The sequence below is a fragment of the Orientia tsutsugamushi str. Boryong genome (genome assembly GCF_000063545.1).
GTDB lineage: Bacteria > Pseudomonadota > Alphaproteobacteria > Rickettsiales > Rickettsiaceae > Orientia > Orientia tsutsugamushi_C.
Map to the genome: position 1 here is coordinate 950,479 of NC_009488.1, position 20,134 is coordinate 970,612.

The following is a 20,134-nucleotide window of genomic DNA, read 5'->3' on the forward strand; positions in this document are numbered from 1 at the left end:
ATTAATAATTCACTAACTTAAGTTTTTTGAGCAATGTATATCCCCAAACATATGCTATATTTAAGTTTTGTAGCTTCATAGTTAGTTTTGTGATGGGAAAGTTACCAACAAGCTTTACATAACATGTAAGGTCTGGTAGATTCATAATTTCAGATGGCATAACTAAAAGCTTTTTACGCTCAACATTATTCATATTTACTCCATCTCTCATAGTATTTGATCCATATGACAAGTTCTCTTGAGTTTCAATTATCTCTTGCTCACCTAGTGTTAATGCTGATTTATAAGCTGTAACCTGATCGCTAACTCGAAAAATAAATTTACTATTAGACTTCTTTCGAAACTATACAATGATGTAAAATGGTGTTATAAAAATCTGATTTGAAGTAATAATGAAATTAGATCAGATTAAAGAGTTAAAGGATGAAAAATTTCGTCGATTAACAGTAGTAAGGAAGGGAACATTCTCAAAGATGGTGGATATTTTGAGGAAAGCTGATGGTGTTAAGAAATCAAAAGGAGGGCGTAAAAATAAGCTCAATTTGGAGGAACAGTTATTGATGGCCTTAGAATACCTTAGAGAATACCGTACTTATTTTCATATAGGTCAGAACTATGGGATTAGTGAAAGTTCAGCATATAAAGCTGTAAAATGGGTAGAAGACACCTTAGTTAAACACCCAAACTTTGCTCTTCCAGGTCGTAAAGCTCTAATGAATAGCGATATGAATTATGAAGTAGTCTTGATTGGTGCTACTGAGAGTCCTATAGAAGGACCTAAAAAAAAATAAAAATTCTATTATTCAGGAAAGAAGAAAAAGCATACACTAAAAACTCAAATAGTGGTAGACAAGAAAACGCACCAAGTAATATGTACAGATTTTTCTAACGGTAAAAAACATGACTTTAGATTATTTAAGGAATCCAAAATTCTTATCCATCCTAAGATTAAAGCGATTACTGATACAGGATATCAAGGTATACAAAAAATTCGCAATAATTCTGCATTACCAAAGAAAAAAAGCAAGAAAAATCCTTTAACTAAAAATGATAAAAAGAATAATCGTAGGTTAGCAGGAAAAAGAGTTGTCAATGAAAACGTTATTGCTATGCTAAAACGGTTCAAAATTATTGCTGACAAATATCGAAATAGACGTAAAAGATTCGGTCTTAGATTTAATTTGATCTCTGGCATTTATAATTTTGAACTACCTTAACCAGTTTCGAAAGAGGTCTATTAAACAAATCAAGCATAGAAGCACATTCAGCAGAACCATATATTGCTTCTAATTGATGAATGTTCTGCAACCCAGCAACAAAGCAGCCTCCATACTTTCTACTTTCAGCTAAAGCAACTGGTAAAGATGAAACTTTTTGTAGAGCTGGCAGTTCATCAAGTATAAACCACATGTTTTTGTTATTATGATTAACGCAAGATTAGGATAAGGGAAAGTATGAAAAGCATAATACAGAATGCCTGCAAAGAATAGCTAATTATTAAGAATTGATATTACAAAGGCGAATTTGCTAGAAATATTAGAGCAGTAAATAGTTCTGAATTAAGATTGTATTTAATGTAATGTATTAAAAGTCATAACGAAATATTATCCTTTGTATACCTTTTGCATTATATCTTTTATACTTTCCCTTATCCTAATCTGGCGTTAACAAATTAGTAACATGGTTAAAAAGCAGAGGAACTTGAGATATTTGTATGGAAGCAACAGGTATCTACTGGAAAAGCTTAGCGAAATATCTGTACGATTATGGATATAAAGTGAGCGTAGTAAATCCTGCCCGTATTAAAGGTTTTGCAATAAGTAAACTTAGTCGTACAAAAACAGATAAAGCAGACAGTGTATTAATAGCAGATTTTTGCAAAGCAATGAAACCGTAAGCATGGTATCCACAGCCTCTTTATATTCAAGAACTACAGCAGCTAGTTAATCGCCTGAATGTTTTAATTAAGCATAAAACACAAGAAACAAATAGATTAGAAGGAGCTTCTAAGGCAATTGCTAATAATATTCAAATTTATAAACGCCAGATTAGGATAAGGAGAAATATGAAAGTTAGTGAATAAAAGGTATCCAAGAGATAATATATAATTATATATTATCTGTAGTTTCAATTAATAACCGTTTATTTATTGCTCATATTTCTACAAATATTCTTTCATAATACTATCCTTAATAATCTGAACATTCGCCATTATAACACTTGTATATTACATATTTCTAATTGTTTCTTATCCTAAATTTGCATTTACAGACATGTGAGCAATAAATAAACTGTTATTAATTGAAACTATATTTAAAGATATTACATAATTTAATTGTACATGATCTCTTACAGACCTTTTTCATTATGCTTTTCATACTTTCCCTTATCCTAATCTCGCGTTTTTAAGGCAGATAGTATCAGTATGAAGATTTATATATGTTTGGCATAAAATTTTTTTTCTACCTATTTTCTACCTTTTGCATAAAAATTTGAGTGTAATTTGTAAAAAAATTATTTTCTAAAACACCTACTATAGCTGTATTTTTGGAGATGAAAAATGCGACCTGTAGTATTCGATTTTTTAACTAATAGTTGTAATATTATTAAAAATAATAGTAACAATAATGATACAATATTTTATAACTTTATTGGAAATATCATTCCGCCCGAATGGAGAAAGCTAACTGGAGATAATGGAAAAGCATTAAGCAAGACATCTAAACAGCTTTTATCATTTATAGTATTTAGACTACATATCTATTACAACAAAGATATAGATGAATTACAGGAAAGTTATCAGCTTTATGAGGATAAGCTGAATGTTGGTCAAAGAAGAGTTAGGCAATGCTTAGTAGAATTAAGAGATGCAGGTTTTATTGAAGTTGAAAATAGAACAATAATTAAAGACAATGTTAAGTTACGTAATGTTCCTTGCATAAAACTTCTAAAAAATTTTCAGCACTATAGTGAAAAAGGAAAAGAAGAAAATATAGCCTTACCAGAAAAAAAATTTCGTCCCAACATGAAAGAAATTTCAGGTCAACCTGAAACTTTTTTCAGGGACATATATAGTCATTTACAATGAAGTTTGCGTATAAAATATCCTGTTAGTAAATCTTATGATGCTATTGCCGCTTTTTCTATGCTCAAACTTCATTGTAAATAACTATATAGATATATAAAAAAATCTAAAATATCTAGATCTACTGAAGGTGAGTTAGTAGAGAATAACAAAAATGAAAATGAAGAACAAAATTTTCAAAATGTTGATGATTTTGAAAATGATATACAGACTTCACTAAAAATTGCAATCAAGACATTGAATCACTAATAACAAAGATTCTCAAGTCTTCGAATGGTAAAAAAGAATGGTTCAAAAGGTACAGGCTAGAAGAATTTTACCCACTAACACCAGAAGATGTAGTTACACTGCAACATAAGTCCGATAGAGGTTTTAACATATACTTTATCAACAAATTGCTATTAAAGCTAGCAGGTCGATCTCCGGATTATCATTTTGGCTGTAAGGCATCAGTTCTAAACTATATAGCACAAGCGTTAGCAAATGAATTACGAACTACTGATCAGGCAAATAGAGACAACTGTAAATTTGATAACGTAGAAAAATCTAATCAGGAAAAATATCTTACTCAAATTGAAAAAGCGCAAATCTTAGTAAGGAAAGTCAGTTGAAGCATAAAATTGCTGGTTCTTTTGAAGCAGCTATGGCTTATCAAATTTTGACTTCTTGTAGTTTTGGGCCAGCAGTTCGAACTAGATTTTTTGTTAAGTTGCTTAAAAATATTACACTAACAGAATGTGATAGATCAAAGATATTACAAGCTGTACAAGATGTATATGGATACGAAATTCAAGAATTGCAAGTTACTCCATTTGAGCAACTCAAAACTGTTTCACAGAAACAAATCAATGAAGAAGAGTATCTCTTGAATCTCAGTAAACAACTGGACTCCAACTCAACTTGGTACAAAGTACGAGAATCTTTAGTTACAGGTTATGGTCAAGCTATCGATAAATCATGGTTTAGTCCATTGAAAGTTGTAAATGAAGATAATGTTAATAAAAAAATATTCATCAAAGCAAAAACAGAATTTGCAGATGATTACATTAGAAATAACTGTATGCAAGGTCTTGAATATGCTTTTAAAGCTCAAGGATTTTCTTTTGAGTTAGTTAAGTTCGAATAATTTTAATAAAATTTAAAGTGTGATATGGAAAAAGATCTTGCAAAGATTGCTCCAAATAATATTCAAGCAGAGCAAATGATACTTGGAGCAATTCTGATTAACAATCGTGCGCTAATATAACATTAACGAATTTTTAGTGCCGGAACATTTTTATGAACCATTACATGGTAAAATATATAAGTCAATTAATCTCATTATTAGTAAAGGAATTAGTGCTACTGTAATTTCGCTCAAAAATATGCTAGGCAATGAACTCGCATTTGAGGAAATAGGTGGAGTGGATTATCTAGCTAAACTTACAACTTTAGCATTAAGTATAGTTAATGTTAATGAGTACGGCAAAATAGTATATGATCTTGCGCTGCGGCGTTATTTATAGTCATTTACAATGAAGTTTGAGCATAGAAAAAGCGGCAATAGCATCATAAGATTTACTAACAGGATATTTTATACGCAAACTTCATTGTAAATGACTATAATTGAAATTGGAGAAAAAAATAGTAACAAATGCATATTCTTCTACTTTAGCAGATTTAGCTATAAGTCAGATCGAAACTGCTGAATCTCAATTATATGATCTAGGTTCAAGAGGAACTTTAAGTAAAGGATTTACAAAATTACAAACTTCAATTGAAGAATCATGGGCATCAATTTCATCTGCTATTAAAAATAAAAACTCTATTAACGGTATTAGTAGTGGACTACTTGACCTTGATTCAAAGCTTGGAGGATTTAAAAATTCTGACCTAATAATATTAGCTGGTAGGCCCTCAATGGGCAAAACTGCTTTAGGACTTAACTTAGCAATAAATGCTTGTAAACGTCAGTTTAGGATAAGAAAAACTATGAAAGGCATAATGAAAAAGAGCTACAAGATATAAGGCACAATTATAATTATGCAAGATATTTAAATATAATTTCAATTAATAACAGTTTATTTATTGATCATATTTCTACAAGTATTAGTTCATAATACTATACTTAATAACCTGAACATTGTTGTAACACTTGTATATTACCTCTTTCTAACTGTTTCTTATTCTAAATTTGCATTTGCAGACATGCGAGCAATAAATAAACCGTTATTAATTGAAATTATATTTAAATATATTGCATAATTTAATTGTGTATTATCTCTTGTATACCTTTTTCATTACGCCTTTCATACTTTCTCTTATCCTAATCTTGCGTTATAACACTTATTTTTGCTGGTGGTTGCCATATCTCTTATATTGAACTATATACTGTTCTTTCAAAAGTTATTTCATCTATAGTCGAATAAAACAATCAAAGGTTAATAGAAATTAAATAATCATTGTAAAATTATTTTTCATTACATACACTAAAATAATGTGCTATGTGAAAGCGCATTATTGCTATTTTGTGTAGTAATAAACTTACAATTTATAAAGGAAGGTATATATGATATATGATTCATTAGATGTCAACATTAGTTATTTTCACAAAAAATATTTAAAAAAAGCAGACAATGTATTAACATTTGAGATAAATGATTACATATACGAGTCATTATTACACAATATAATGCTTGATCTGAAACAGTATCAATGGAACCAAGGGCCTATCACAATAGAGTTCAACTTTAACTATAGTAACTTTGGATATGTAGACTCATATATTTTATGTGATGGGTTATCTGAAGTAGAATGGTCTTCAGAAGCAACGATTAAATTATCATTGCAATGTCGAAGTTTAAACTTTGAAGGAGCTATGAAGGTTATTGCCCTTTATCACATGCTACCAAATGTTAATTTATGGATCGACTTACAAGGTATTAATAGTAATCGTAGGATGCTAATATCTTATATTAAACAAGTAATAGATGCAAATACAGAAAATGCGGAAGAAGATGAAGATATTGTAACTATCCATAATGATAGGATGACTGTACTGTGCAGTCAAGAAATAGATGATTTAATATGCGAAGGAGATATAAATTATGAGTAACGAAATCATTTTTGATACAAATAATTATGCTTTACTTAAAGCACTGTTTGACACTATTTGTGTGGCATATAACGAAGTATCGCCAGAGGCTATGCGGGCACTTTTTAAAAATGAAGGTATTGTTAATGAGTCAGGAAATGCACATGAGGAAATAAAATATGAGCATATAGTTGAATATTTTAAATCTGCTAATACTCCGGATGCATTTGATCAGTTAATAATAAAGTTAAAGGAAGCAGCAGGGAATAGCAAATCGTTTTATATAAATAGAAAAACTAAGTATTACAGAGATATAATAGTATTTTCACTATCTACAGTGGAGCATGAACTAAAAAAGCCTGCATATCATGGAAACACAAACGAAGACAAATCACAGTTCCAAGAAAGCATACGTGAATATTTTGGCATTTTTGACAAAGCTAAATCTTTTTCAGAAATTATAGATCCATACGGACCAGATCTTAGATACAATAAGCGTGCTATATTACTACTAAACTTAGCAAAAAACCTTAATATGAACATTAAAGTTATTCCACCTGTTTTTCATGAATTTGTACAGCGTAGATCAGCACAATTACTATATAATAATAACCCAAAAACAGCAAACCAACCAGAATTTTCTGTAGAAGCAAGAAAAATATATGATTATGCTATTAAGCAAAGCTCTTATGACACTAGAATATCATTTTTAAAAAGCATTAATGCAGAACAAACAGATAAATACGTAGGACATATTGGACCTACACAGATAACAGATTCTCAAAAGGCTACTGATGATAAGAAATCTGAACCTTACTCACCAATACACGAATTCTTAAAACGAGTTTACAACGCTGACCCTGCAGATGTTAGCTTTTTCTATTATAAAGCATATCTAAAGTATATTGTAGATCATATTTATGATAATTTAAATTCACAAAGCGTAAGTGATAACTTTCAGAAGTTAAAAAATATATGTAGTAAATATTCTCATCTGCATGATTATATAGATTCTTACATTATGCTTGCCCTAGATGCTGTCAAAGGCAAAGGTGGAGGCGGAAACAGCAAAGGCACAAAAAATAGTAACAATTATTATGCTGCATTATCTAAAACTTGGACTGAGATTTCTCATGGCATACATGATATACAAAATGCTAATACAATGTACAATGATAAACAACAAATATTGGAGGTTATTGCACGTGTATTATATCAAAGAGGCCAAGAGTTTAATTTTTACGATTTTATGATGAATGCTTATGCTAAAGTGCATAATGTTTTTTTAGCAACTGCTAATACTAAAATGATATATCAACTACATAGCGGTGTTTTTAAAAACTATTTTGATGATGTAAAAATATTATTTACATCGTTGGATTATAGTTATAGTAAAGAAACACTTTCTAAAGAAAGAGAGAATAGTTTTAGAGCAGTAGCAACAGAATTAGAAGGAAAGTTTTATGAATTTCTGAACGAGAAAACTATAATACATTTGCGAAGTGTATTTGAAGACTATGGATTAGCCATTTTTTTTTCTCAACCTAGTTTAGATACATATACAGTGCAGTTAAATGAATATATTGAAACCTTAAAAAGATATTATCATAATTATGAAAACCACGAAATTAACTTTAATACAAAAACATGGGAATCATCAGTAACTAACTGGCAATTAATATGTGATACATTGCATACTATGTCTTTTTTGTTAAAACCTAGTCATCAATCACATCTTAAAATAAATGCTGCAGCTATATCAAATCGTGCACGTGATTTAAGTAAACTTAAGTCAGATGAAAAAAATTCCCAAGAAGATATTGAGAAATATAAAAGAGAATTTAAAAGAGTATTAGATATATTAGATAATAATGCCATAGGAGGAATAAATGATAATAATGTACACATACACAGCAGATTTAAAGGCACCTCACGAGAAATACTATTAAATAGACAAAAACAATTTGCAGGTATATTACACAAATTCAGAGCTGATAATAGTGATCAAATTGAGCGACTTAGCTTAGATCTGAACAATGCAATAAACCCAGGCGTAGTAGGCACAAGTAGCGGACTATGTCTTACTAATTCTCAAGGTAGGAAGAAGAGAGAGGCTGGTATCAAATGTAGAATAAGCTGGGACCATATTGATAAGTTTAATGCAAATGAAGAAGTTTCAGAGAAACGGAACTATTATCAAATTAAGATTGATACTAGAAAATTTAATAAGCTATTATCTGAGAATAGTAACATAATTCTTGAGGATCAATTATTAGATTTAGCAAAAGGTATACTAGCAGATGATGGTGACAGAATAGTTGGTGATGAGAAATACTTATTTAGTCAGATTGTCGAGAATAATGGTTATGCAAACTGGCGTAATAATAAGTTCTTAGAGGAAATGAATAATATTGCTAAGGCACCTTTGTCAGGCTTTAGTACTATACTTAAGAATCGATTAACCAATGCCGGATCACGTATTCTACTAGTAAGAGGAATACATGGAACTATTGTTACATGCCAGCAAGCCATTCAAGGCGAATCAGAGCAAAACCTAGACTGCGCATTAAGCCTTAGTGAGATAAGTTCTTCATTTTTAATTCAACGTGGTGAAGATGCATTAATAAAAAAATTTCCTAAATTTCCAAAAACAATTAGGATTGGAGGAGCTGTAGTAGGTGGAATATTTGATGTTATAGAAATAGTACGATCAACAATTAAGTTAATTAAATGCGCTAAAGCAGCAAATACTGATAATGCATGTAGTGAAAAGGAGATAAGAGATAGCATCGCTGCTATTGTATTTGCTGGAATAGCACTTGTTTCTAGTATTATTTTATTAGCTGCTGCAGCTGGTGGGCCAGTTTCTATTCTAGTTGCTGTAATTATAATTGGATCTAATATAATATATGGTGGCATCAGTACCATTATAGAATGGAAACAAAAGTATGATACTACACTTTCGGAAAATATTCATCTGTTCATAAGAAGCACGTTGATGTTAAGTCCACAGGAAAGTCTGGAGGAGCTTGCATTTAAAACGGATTCAGTAAATTCGATAGTTAAGTCAGCATGGAATGCATTAAACTCTTTTCCGAATAATACAGTCGCTTATGCTACTGGACTTGGGAAAGCAGAAAAGGCCAAACCTAGGATTGTAAGCAAATGCCCAACCGAACTAAAACAATATGAGAAATGTGAACTGTCTCCAGTTAATGGGGGGGTTGTTATACAAATTGCTAGAACTATACATGGTAAACCTATTAATGAAGTCACATCTGATGGATTCAAAGTGTTTAAAATAACTAACAAATACATTGTCCCAGGCAACTCTAATATTAACACTAAAAATCGTCCATTACCTACTGAAAAATTGTCTCGTGTTTTACCAAATGAAATATCAGGAGCTGCATTTATCTGTTTACCAAAAATCACTAGTAGTAGCTATGAAAATGGAGGAGAGAGTAGCTACAAGGTGTCTTCATATCCAAATATTAGATATTATTGTGATAATGCAGTAATTATTGAAGATGATAGTAGGAAATCAAAAATAGAAATTATTAGGTACAAGCTTGATAAAACACGAACATTAGTTATTCCAGATGATAGTAGGAAATCGCAAGATCGTAAAAAATATATTATTTTTGATTTTAAGTATATAAACTCTGGTTATATTAAAGGTCTCAATGATCTAAATAACATTTTCATGATTAGTTCGGATGGTAATGTAGAAGTAGAAGGTGGTTATGGTGTTACTAATCACTTTATGTTTTTGAATGATCAGTTTACAGGTAAAATATATTTTGGCAACTATATAAACATAATAGATGTAAGTAATATAAAGTCTCCAGTTGTAAAATTTGAAGTTGATCTTGTTCAGTGCAGGATGAGATTAAGAGGTATTCAATATACTTCTAGCTTAATTCAAAAAGATTTAAATGATGAGGAGATTAGAGATACTCCATATATAAACAAGCTGAAGATTCAATATATAGGTAGAGTAAATAAAAAAGATAATGTTAACTGCGATACTGTTGATGCATCTATTAGAGTGAGTAGAATAGGAGACAGTATATATAAGGACAAAGAGATACTTAATTCTGATAGTATGCATATAGACAGCAATGGAGGTAATGGAGAAGACGAATTTGATGTTATAAAAAACTGCAAAAAGTTAACGATAGGACCATATACAAAGGTAGAAGGTGGTAGCGGTGATTACACTATTTTTGTTAAATCAATGAAAAACGAGTATGCAAATTATAAGAACACAAAATCAATAATAGACGTACGTGGTACTGGTGATATTGTTTTTCTAGATATTCCTTTGTTGGAAGAGTGTTTCTATAATTTACTTGATAATACTATGACTATAGACATCATCTTATCTCAAGATAGTATGTTTACTCTTAAGATAAACAACTATTTTAATCAAGTAAAAAAAACTCCAAATTTTAATCTAATTGATAAGTATGGTAGTGTTGTAATTCCTAAAGTTAGTTTTGAATCTATGAGCAGTGGCCAAGATGTTGGAGTTTTTATTGACAAGTTTGAATTGCATCTAAACTCTAAAAAAGTAAAAAGTTTGACAAATCAAGATGTAGTTACGTATTACAAAGAAGTATCTAAAAGCAGAAAATCATTTCAAGTGTTTTGCACTGCAAAATCTGCTAGAACATTCTTTATTTTTGGTTCAGATAGTAAAGATATTATTGTTTTAGATCAAGCAAATATGTTTATCAAAGGTGGAGGAAAATCAGATATATACTTGCTTTTAAAGGATGATAATTCTAAGATAAATACCATATATATTGATAATTTTGACGAAGATAAAATTTTAGACATATTAGAACTATCTAGTATACGTGATCTTCACATAGATATGAATGCCAATAATGATTTAAATATAATACATATAGGAATTAATACACAAAATGGGTTCGAAATTATTGTTCTAAATTGGAAGAATAGTAATTCCCATAAACATCTTATCTTAATGGATCAACAAAATAACTATTATATACCATGTGAATGCTATGTACATAGAAATATAGCTCAATTTTATATGGCAAGCAATAACCAAAAAGAATTTGAAGTAAGGAAGAATGGGCCAGTTGTAGTTTTTACTGAAAGTAGAAATGTTAAATTTTTCAAAGTAGAGAATTCACTTATTCTATCTATAGGTGATAAAGAAAGTAATGAGCTTATATTAACTGTAAAGAATTTTTATTTAGATACTTCTAAGTGGAAAGACTTAAAAATATATTTCTACCATGATGGAGATATTGATTATACTTATTCAATTGATGTATTTGCTGAAAGCCGCAAAATAGAAGACTATAGCTATAAGGCCATTGTAAGTGAGTACACTATTACGCACTTTAATACTGTAAAAACACAGCCAATAATACAACATAATCATCGTGATGAGGAAAAAGTAGGTGTTTTAGTACTAGAGAATGTAATTCCAGATGATATACTTGCAACACAAGAGGAGAAAAATTTTGTATTAACTCATACTACTAGCAAAAGTAAAGTTATAATAGAGGAATGTTTTTTTGATATAAGGTATGCAATTGATGTAATTAAGTTTAGTTATACCAATGATATGCTTAATTATAACAATGAACCGATAATAATATATTTAGTATGCAATTTTTCTATTGAGAACATGAATTCAGCATTGAAGATTGCTGGAGAACTATATTCATGGCGAGCATCTAGGATAGCACCACATCACGAAGACATTGTAAAGTGTCTTGTATCATTATATAGCTTAAACTCTGAGAATAAAAACTCTGAGGACAAACTTATCAATTATAAAATGCTTGGATTTGTATCGGAAGCTGATCAAATAGTTTTTAATAATGCATGCGTTACAAATATCCTTACAGATGATAATTTAGCATCATATTCATATTTATATTCTAACACAGAAGTCCATCTGAAAGAGTACAAAGATGTATTGCTAAATCGGATTAAGTTAAAGTGTTATGACGATATTCAAATTCAGAAATATGAGAAAAAAATACTTTCTCTCAACGAATATGATATTATTAATACAGCAAATGAATACTTAGATTTAGATATTAAGTTTAAGTATTCATTAACATACTCTGGGTTATCAGAACAATTAAAAAATATATCACAAGACTTTGGAACACCAGATTTTGGAATGCCAACTGTAGTACCACTACTACCAGATTTAAGCAATAAACTCAATGTCTTATCATCATCGATAAACAAAAATGAATCCAACAGCTTACCATCAAAACCACGTTCTAAAAGGTCAGATACTTCGTTTGAAACTATAGATAGCTATGAAAGTGATATAGCTGATAATGAGAGTGATGAGTATGATGAAGAGTATAATGACGAGTATAATGAGCAGCAGGATCAATTAGAGCAGGTATCTAGTAGCGCTAGCAGAGCTGAATCATTTATAAGTACATGGATAGGAAATAGTATTAATACAGTTACTCACTATCTTAAAGAATCAATTCAATTGTTTGAAAATAGTGCTAGTAAATTGAATTCTGATGATACTATGAGTATGTCAAGTAAAGGATTATCCTATGATTTTGTTGATACTGATAGTACTAATAGTACTGATAATACAAATATTATCGTTTCTACTGCAGATTTCAATTCTACGATATTATTAATACAGTATTTAGTACAATCCTTTAGCTTTTGGAGAAAAAAATGTAATGTTAGCAAGACATGCTTATCTGAAGAACAGCGCAGACAAGTCGAACTGAACAAAAAAGCGAAAGAAATTATAGATGGACTGAAGATATTTTATAAACGTTATGAAGATGATGATTATCAGTCAGAAAATTCAGAAAATGTTATAGAAGAAGATCAATTTGTTGGAGAAGAAGTAAATTATGAGCATGATTTATATTGGTAATGAGATTCTGTACGATGTAAGATAATAGTTCTTATTTAAAATATAGCAAAACCAGTATAAAACAGTTATGCTATATACTTTTCAAGAAGAGTGTTCTAGGTCACAGTGATATTACATTCTTCTTGATTTAGCTTGAAACTATTTTTTTAATTTTCACTAGCCTAAAATCAAACCACAGAAAGCTAAATGTTTCACCATTTCTTAGATCAACTGTTTTTGTCTTTTCTTCGTTTAGTTCAACATTTATTTTCGACAATTCTTGTCTTAGCCTTATATTGATTGCTTTTTCTAACCACTGCAATTGTCTGTAGGAATCAATTAGTATGATCAAATCATCGCCAATCTAACGTACTCTAAGTAGTCATAGCCATCTTTTAGCTTACTCACGATCTTTGCTTTTTCTAGCATTTTATCTACTTCATTAAGATAAATATTGTTTAAAAGAGGTGATATAGTCATTTACAATGAAGTTTGAGCATAGAAAAAGTGGAAATAGCATCATAAGATTTACTAACAGGGTATTTTATACGCAAACCTCATTGTAAATGACTATAGTGGCCCACCTTGAGATATTCCTCTTTTTCCACCTGCTTTGACTATCAGTTTTAATACGCCAGATTAGGATAAGAGAAAGTATGAAAAGCATAATGAAAAAGGTCTACAAGAGATAATGTACAATTAAATTATGCAATATATTTAAATATAATTTTAATTAATAACGGTTTATTTATTGCTCATATTAGTTCATAATACTATATTTAATAACCTGAACATTGCCCATTGTAACACTTGTATATTATCTCTTTCTAACTGTTTCTTATTCTAAAATTGCGTTTGTAGATATGTGAGCAATAAATAAATTGCTATTCATTAAAACTATATTTAATATATCACATAATCATAATTGTATATTATCTCTTGTAGACCTTCCTTATTATGCCTTTCATACTTTTTCTTATCCTAAACCGACATGATTAGGATTTCTACACATCAAAGCTTTGATAGCTATACTTATCCATGCTGAAATAAGTTGCTGTAAAGTAGCTCTTTGACTTGGAGTAGCTGTGATAAATAGCCATCCAGTTTCAGCAGAATTACTAAACCATTCCTTGATGCTAAAATTACCTCCAGGCTTTAAATATTGTAGCGAAGTAATATTCTTTCCAAGAGTAGATTGAATTCCTGCAGAAGTTTCAGGCGCGCTTTCGCTTATAATGCCTGATACAGCGGTGTTTCTAAAAGCTTTTACAAATTGTCTATTATCAGAGTAAATGATTGTATGAATTAATTTTATGATATCTTTATTATCCTGATATAGCTTCAATGCTTCAGACAAGACTAATTCAGCATTTTTAGCAAAAAAGTCATCGATTCTATGGGTATAATTACTAAAACTACTAGCTATATCATGAAAATCAGCTGCTTCAAAACAATCATTCCAAGGCAACCACTGCTCACTATTTTTTTCCAAAGGATTAAGCAGCTTATCACATTTAGGGTCAAAAAATCTATCAGTAAAAGCTCCAGTTGTGTCTGCAATTATTGCTCGATCTTTGTGTAATCGAATTTGTGGTAGCAGTTCATTAAGCATATTAGTTTTACCAGTACCTGTTGTTCCAGTAATAAGAATGTGTAACCTTTCACTATTCTTTACTAATGGCAAGCCTCCAAAACAGATTTTCGAGGCCTTTTTAGCGCTTTTTAGCATTTTAGCTAAATTATTCTACTCCGTACAAAATCAGCACCTCTAATTTTGGCCTTAATAATCGTTTTTTTGCCTTGAGCAGTAAAGAAGACAATTGAGATTATTATACCAATAGAATCTACAGCTTGAGTTACAAATTGTTTGCCATCATTTGCAGTAACAACTCTGTAGCTACCATTGTCGATAATATCACTAGCCATATGTAATGAAGGAGCTAGGTTTTGTTGAGAGATAGTTCTATTGCCTATGCTGTAATTATCCATACTCAAGTTATTGTCGACTATGTTACTGCCTAAGCTGCTAGCAACTGGTATAGGAGAGAACTGGCTGGCCAAGTTAGCTGTAGCATGAGCACAAGCTTTTATCACTGCCCAAGAAAGCATTGGTATCGATGATGCAAGCATTTGAAACGTCGCATAGCTATATAAAATCATCTCTGCGAAGCTTCCTTGCGATAGCATATTCAAGCCATAATCATTACCAAAAGCTCCAGATTTACTGGATAAGCTGATCATTCCTAGGCAATGGATTATTGTAAAAAATACTGGCCAGCTGCTGACCCATATTATTAATAGAATCCAGGTTTTGAGTATATTGTAGCCGCCAGGTAATAGGCCCATTGGAAATACAATAAAGATCATTGAGACTACTAATGCAAAAAAAACAGATTGTAAAATAGGCATCATGTGAGCAGCCATTTCGCCAGCTACTAAGTACGAAAATGACTGTTGAAATAGCCCTCTGATTGCATGCATACTAACTAAATTAGGATAAATTCTTGATAACGAAAACTTCTCACGCCAGTCATCATATGACTCACGATTAGCATTAAGTAGCATAGCTTGCTTCATCCATTCATGAATATCTTGTTGCTCTCTTTGTAAATATTTTAGTGTATCTCCAGTCATGACTTTTAGTCTTTGACTTAACATGTGTGACTGATCAGATTGAACTCCAATCGCTGCTGCAAACTTTGTTAGGAGTCCTTCATTTAATTCTTTATGAATTGCCGCTTTAATCAATGGAGTAGCTTGTCTACAGGTCTTGAAACTAATGGCTAAATTACTAGGCTCGCGATAATAAATACCAAAATTATTAGGTATATTTTGCTCGATAAATCCTATAATGTCGTTAGTTTGTTGAGCAGCAGCTTTTTTACCTAGAATATTGCCTATGATGTAAGGCTTCATAAAGCATTGTCTAAGGAATTCCTTCGTATTAGTTAAAGTTATTGGATCCTGTATTTGCACATCTCGAATCTTAGCTACAGCCTTAGCTCCAAACATAATACCAGTTTTTCTGCTCGATAGTCCTTCATAAGCTGGCAAAAGATGCTGTTCCAACATTTTAGATACAAAGTAACTCGTTTGCGATGAAAGAGAAGCAAACATTGCAATACTTATGGGATATTATCAACCTTTACTGGCGCACTCATTGATACTTCATCCTTCAGCCAAACAGTAGATTTGGGGGCAAATAACAGCGTAAAAATAAATATCGATGGAAAAAACCATTCCCATAGCAAAGATGCCGATATTTCCTCTAAAAATAGCCCTAGTAGCAGCCCATATGCCACCAATAGTCAAGGCTAAGTGACCCACTGGAGTGAAGTATTCGCTATTTGAAGCAAAGACCTCTGCCTATGCCATTAAACACATGCCATAACAGATCTCCACCACCAAATGTGTATATTACGTAATCCATTAACTTTTCTCCTTCGCTATTAAATGCTGCTCTATTAATCTAGCCCTTTTATCTATTCGACTTGCATCGGTTTGTAGGCTAGTCCATTTTTCATTTGCAAAAAGTTGTACTCGATTCAATTCCTTCAAATATCTTTCTAAATGTTCATTCGAAACTTGCTTAGCACCTAGTGAAGTAACGGCTCTACGTATTTCGGTGATTACTTCCTTCAAATGCTGAACTAATGTATAGCTAGCTATTAATTCTGATGAGATCTCTAAAATTGTGACTCCAGAAATAGCTTCTAATGTGATATAATCATAAATTGGAAATATATCTCCAATCGAAGATAAAAAGGCTATTTCAGAGTTGCTATATTCAGAATTCTTATCAAACTTATTTTTTAGATCAGTCAATTTTTGCTTAGCTTTACCTGCATAAGACTGCTCTGGTGATATTGTGATATTTCGTTGTAGGCTTGGATGCAGGCAACTAACACTATCACAGCTGTAAATTGAAGCTGATTCTCCACCTTTTAAATGACTAATCCAACTTTTTTCATCCTGAGCTAAGGAGTCAAAAAAGTACACATTATTGTTTGTAACCACGATAGTGCCAGTCATAGACATGATTGAATCACGCATATTTGATGGTATTCCAACCTTTGCTGCTGCTTTAGTGAAGATGTTATAATCATCCAGCATAACTCTGAATCCTTATTTTGTGCTTGTCGCAGAGCTTGTTTTTGATCTAAATAATTACGACATTTTTTACCAGCAGCAAAATAATCAAACCCGCTTTGTGACTGTATATCACGGCAAACAGCTTCTCTCATAGCTGAGTTTCTTGGTAAAGCTGTAGCAAATAATGCTTTTGTTAATTTGCAATCTCCCTTAGCAAATTGATTCATCTCCATTGCTAGATTACGTAAGTCTTTGAGAGCATTCTCAATTTGAGGAGCAAAGGTTTTTAATCCTAATGAAAAAGCATAGACTTTAGCTTGAGAACCAATGTTTTTCATCAATTGAACTAATTCTTCTCCAGAAATAACAGAGAAGCTACCAAGATAGGCATCAATACCGCTACAGCTCATGTTTAAAGATGGTGGAGTTATAGCAAATGGCTGAAATGATGTTTGGCTTGTTCTGGCAGATAATCCGCCAGCCGCATAATATCCAGCCGCTTGATCTTGATATGATCCAGATCTTGTGACATTAATACTCATTCCTTGAAATACGTTTTCGATATTCCAAGCTAGTGATACTGGAGCTTGTAGCAATAATAGCATTGTAATGGCATAAACTCTGATTTTGGTGCTCATGTAGTCTCCAACTTATGATAATATCTATCGATTGCTAGAATATTGTCGATAATTTTATCTTCAGAGATTATGCCTCTAGCTACTGCATATATTTTTTTACCATCGCTAGCTACTGAATATAATACAGGTACAATATGCTTAGGATTTAGTTTATTAAGCAACTCATTATTCTTACTGACAGCTAGCAACTGAAATGCATATTTATTAGCAAAGCACTGAACAATAGGCATAAAGGCCTTACAGAGCAAGCAATCTTGTTTAACTTGCAAAATCAATCCCCAGTTTTTAGCAATGTTTTTGAGTTTGAAATCATTTTTTTGCTCTGATTTTTCTTGATATAGCTTTCTATGTAAGCTATTAGCAGGCTCATTAGCATTAATCAGTTGGTAATCAAGTAGAGTAGCTAGTTGCCACATAGTAGCAAACTTATGAGCCTTCTCCATGATTTGCTTCTGCAATCTTTGAGCTGTAATCACATTTTCGAGCGTTGGATTATCCAGCGCTATACGCTAAGCTCGATTAAATCGCTCCTTTAATTCCTCGATTCTCTGGTCATGAGGCCTACTCATCAACTTAGAATTAGCAGCAGAGTCATCAAGCTCATGACCATGTTTATCATTGTACCATAAAAATCTTGTTGGTGAAGCATCAACAGTGGATAAATGACTAATTAATATCATAAACATTAATAATCTGCTCATTTAGACTAAGTTTGTTGCATACGATGAACTTTATCTTTGATTCCTGCAATAATGTCTTTGTTCATGCTGTTTTGAGCCTTAGTGAGTATATCTCCAAATAGTTCATCCATATTGATTTTAGTGAAATCAACTTTTTGTAACTCTTCAACAGTAAGGCCTCTACACTTTGGACATTCAGGTGTACCAAAGTTCATTTTTAGCTGTTTTCTTGCTTCTTCCTGAAAAATTCTTGCAAGTTTCGACTGAAAGCAGCAATAAGTAGACTTTCTAGCTAAGCAAATACCTAATATCGGAATTCTTGAAGAACAGTAGGTTCCAATATAGTAGCAGTAACCTTTTTTCCTATATAAAGCTAATTCTTGTTCCTTAGACTTACATTGCGATAAGCCTATATCACGCCCCCAGCCAGTCATTGAAGAGCAGCAATTCAAAAAACTAAATACATCTTTTTTGCATTTTCGATGTTTACCTGAAAATACAGAAACGGGATTTGTTTTAATGTCCTTGCTCATCTGATTTAGCATCGCTAGATGAGCTACTTTAGCTATATCTCTATTTGGTATAATAGTTGGAGTGTTGCAATTACCTCCTAAACAAAAGATTGAGTTATTATGCAACGATGAGTGTAGCATTGTTTGCTTCTCAGTTGAACAGCTATAATCGTGCTGCCATAGTAAACAAATATTTGCTACTGATTTTTGGCAAGTGCTGTTTTTTAATTCACAATTCTGAATTTTAAGGTGTTTGCAGCCATCTTTTGGATCGCTAGTACAAGAAAAAAGAATCTTTTGTTTCCAATATGGACGATTGACTTTAAACTTGTCAAAAAATACTCTATCACCACCATCATAGTTGATTCTATTGACCTCATAGCATTCATTACTCTCAGTTAATTGCTCAAGTTTCAGGGTTTAAAACTTGCCAATATTCTGCTACTTTCCTTAGTTCTTGAGTCTTATCTCTGTAGTCATAGTGAAGTATACATATTTTTTCATTTACTTCTAATAAAAAATTTCTACCAATATGGTGTATAGATACACCAAGCCTATTAGCAATAGCCCATTTCATTTGTTTTACAATTGCTTCGGGATCATCTACTAGGCAGTATATTTGTGCACCTAATTCATCATCATAGACATCGCTACGACTCTTAAGCCAATTACTATGATTCTCCTTTATTTCTTCTGTTGCAAATTCCATTTGCCGGTTTTGCCAAGAAAGCCATACATTCTCTAATCTGCACTCAACATTTAATTCTCGAATAAGTTCAATGTTAAAATTACTACCTTCATTACAACTTTGAATAATTTCAGTATTAGTTTTACTTGTTTGAGTTACGAAGTTACTGCTATCAAGGGCACTTAAAGGATCAGATTCAATTCTCATTGAATTAGCTATCATATAATTTTGATCGTTGATATTATGTTGAGTTAAGGCATTGTTTTTACTGTTTTCAGCTTGAAATAACATTGCCCCACTTTCTGTACCAAGCTGATTACGGCCATGGTAGGTTAAATCCTCATCATTGTTAGGATAATTGACATTACTACCTTGATGAAATAATTCTTGTGTATTTGAAGAATTTCCAAGATTTACATTATAGTTGCTAGCTTCATTATAACTGCTTTGCATTGAAGCTAAACAACAGCTAAT

The 20,134-nt window shown here is 31.5% G+C and carries 5 protein-coding genes and 9 pseudogenes; 7 read left to right on the forward strand and 7 right to left on the reverse strand.

Features of this window, described 5'->3' with window-relative positions:
- Position 1: 1 nt before the first annotated feature.
- Positions 2–316, reverse strand: a complete 315-nt coding sequence (locus OTBS_RS04605) for a type IV secretion system DNA-binding domain-containing protein (protein ID WP_232489046.1) — start codon at positions 314–316, stop codon at positions 2–4.
- A 76-nt stretch (positions 317–392) separates the two neighbouring features.
- On the opposite strand from OTBS_RS04605, the pseudogene OTBS_RS12010 reads away from it, so the two are divergent.
- A pseudogene (locus OTBS_RS12010) lies at positions 393–1,217 on the forward strand (IS5 family transposase).
- On the opposite strand, the pseudogene OTBS_RS04620 reads toward OTBS_RS12010, so the two are convergent.
- Positions 1,177–1,413: pseudogene (locus OTBS_RS04620) on the reverse strand (type IV secretion system DNA-binding domain-containing protein); the annotation flags it as partial. The pseudogenes OTBS_RS12010 and OTBS_RS04620 overlap by 41 nt on opposite strands.
- A gap of 247 nt (positions 1,414–1,660) precedes the next feature.
- Between OTBS_RS04620 and OTBS_RS04625 the strand changes: the two are divergent.
- The 6 genes and pseudogenes from OTBS_RS04625 to OTBS_RS04650 all read left to right on the forward strand — a co-directional run.
- A pseudogene (locus OTBS_RS04625) lies at positions 1,661–2,038 on the forward strand (IS110 family transposase); the annotation flags it as partial.
- Positions 2,039–2,560: 522 nt separating this feature from the next.
- Positions 2,561–4,227 (forward strand): annotated as a pseudogene (locus tag OTBS_RS18340) (DnaA N-terminal domain-containing protein).
- Between the two features lie 8 nt (positions 4,228–4,235).
- A pseudogene (locus OTBS_RS04635) lies at positions 4,236–4,587 on the forward strand (DnaB-like helicase N-terminal domain-containing protein); the annotation flags it as partial.
- A 102-nt stretch (positions 4,588–4,689) separates the two neighbouring features.
- Positions 4,690–5,032 (forward strand): annotated as a pseudogene (locus OTBS_RS04640) (DnaB-like helicase C-terminal domain-containing protein); the annotation flags it as partial.
- A 724-nt stretch (positions 5,033–5,756) separates the two neighbouring features.
- Positions 5,757–6,179 (forward strand): hypothetical protein, encoded by a 423-nt coding sequence (locus OTBS_RS04645; protein ID WP_157866369.1) that lies wholly within the window; start codon positions 5,757–5,759, stop codon positions 6,177–6,179.
- Entirely contained in the window at positions 6,172–13,071 is a 6,900-nt protein-coding gene (locus OTBS_RS04650) for a hypothetical protein (RefSeq protein ID WP_011944727.1), read from the forward strand. The genes OTBS_RS04645 and OTBS_RS04650 overlap by 8 nt, the downstream gene beginning before the upstream one ends.
- 970 nt (positions 13,072–14,041) lie before the next feature.
- On the opposite strand, the pseudogene OTBS_RS17895 reads toward OTBS_RS04650, so the two are convergent.
- The 5 genes and pseudogenes from OTBS_RS17895 to OTBS_RS16350 form a co-directional block, all read right to left on the reverse strand.
- A pseudogene (locus OTBS_RS17895) lies at positions 14,042–16,480 on the reverse strand (type IV secretion system DNA-binding domain-containing protein); the annotation flags it as partial.
- Positions 16,480–17,780: pseudogene (locus tag OTBS_RS04670) on the reverse strand (conjugal transfer protein TraH). The pseudogenes OTBS_RS04670 and OTBS_RS17895, both read right to left, overlap by 1 nt.
- Positions 17,777–18,481 (reverse strand): annotated as a pseudogene (locus OTBS_RS04675) (conjugal transfer protein TraF). The pseudogenes OTBS_RS04670 and OTBS_RS04675 overlap by 4 nt, the downstream one beginning before the upstream one ends.
- 5 nt (positions 18,482–18,486) lie before the next feature.
- Positions 18,487–19,389, reverse strand: coding sequence for a conjugal transfer protein TraN (locus tag OTBS_RS16345; protein WP_332370185.1), 903 nt, complete (start codon positions 19,387–19,389; stop codon positions 18,487–18,489).
- Positions 19,379–20,113 carry a hypothetical protein gene (locus OTBS_RS16350; protein WP_041621235.1) on the reverse strand — a complete coding sequence of 245 codons (735 nt, stop codon included), beginning with the start codon at positions 20,111–20,113 and terminating at the stop codon, positions 19,379–19,381. Before OTBS_RS16350 ends, OTBS_RS16345 begins: the two co-directional genes overlap by 11 nt.
- Positions 20,114–20,134 lie beyond the last annotated feature (21 nt).

Coding starts and splice junctions, on each gene's coding strand:
- OTBS_RS04645 (WP_157866369.1), top strand. CDS start 5,757: ATGCTTGATCTGAAACAGTATCAATGGAACCAAGGGCCTATCACAATA.
- OTBS_RS04650 (WP_011944727.1), top strand. CDS start 6,172: ATGAGTAACGAAATCATTTTTGATACAAATAATTATGCTTTACTTAAA.
- OTBS_RS16350 (WP_041621235.1), bottom strand. CDS start 20,113: ATGCAAAGCAGTTATAATGAAGCTAGCAACTATAATGTAAATCTTGGA.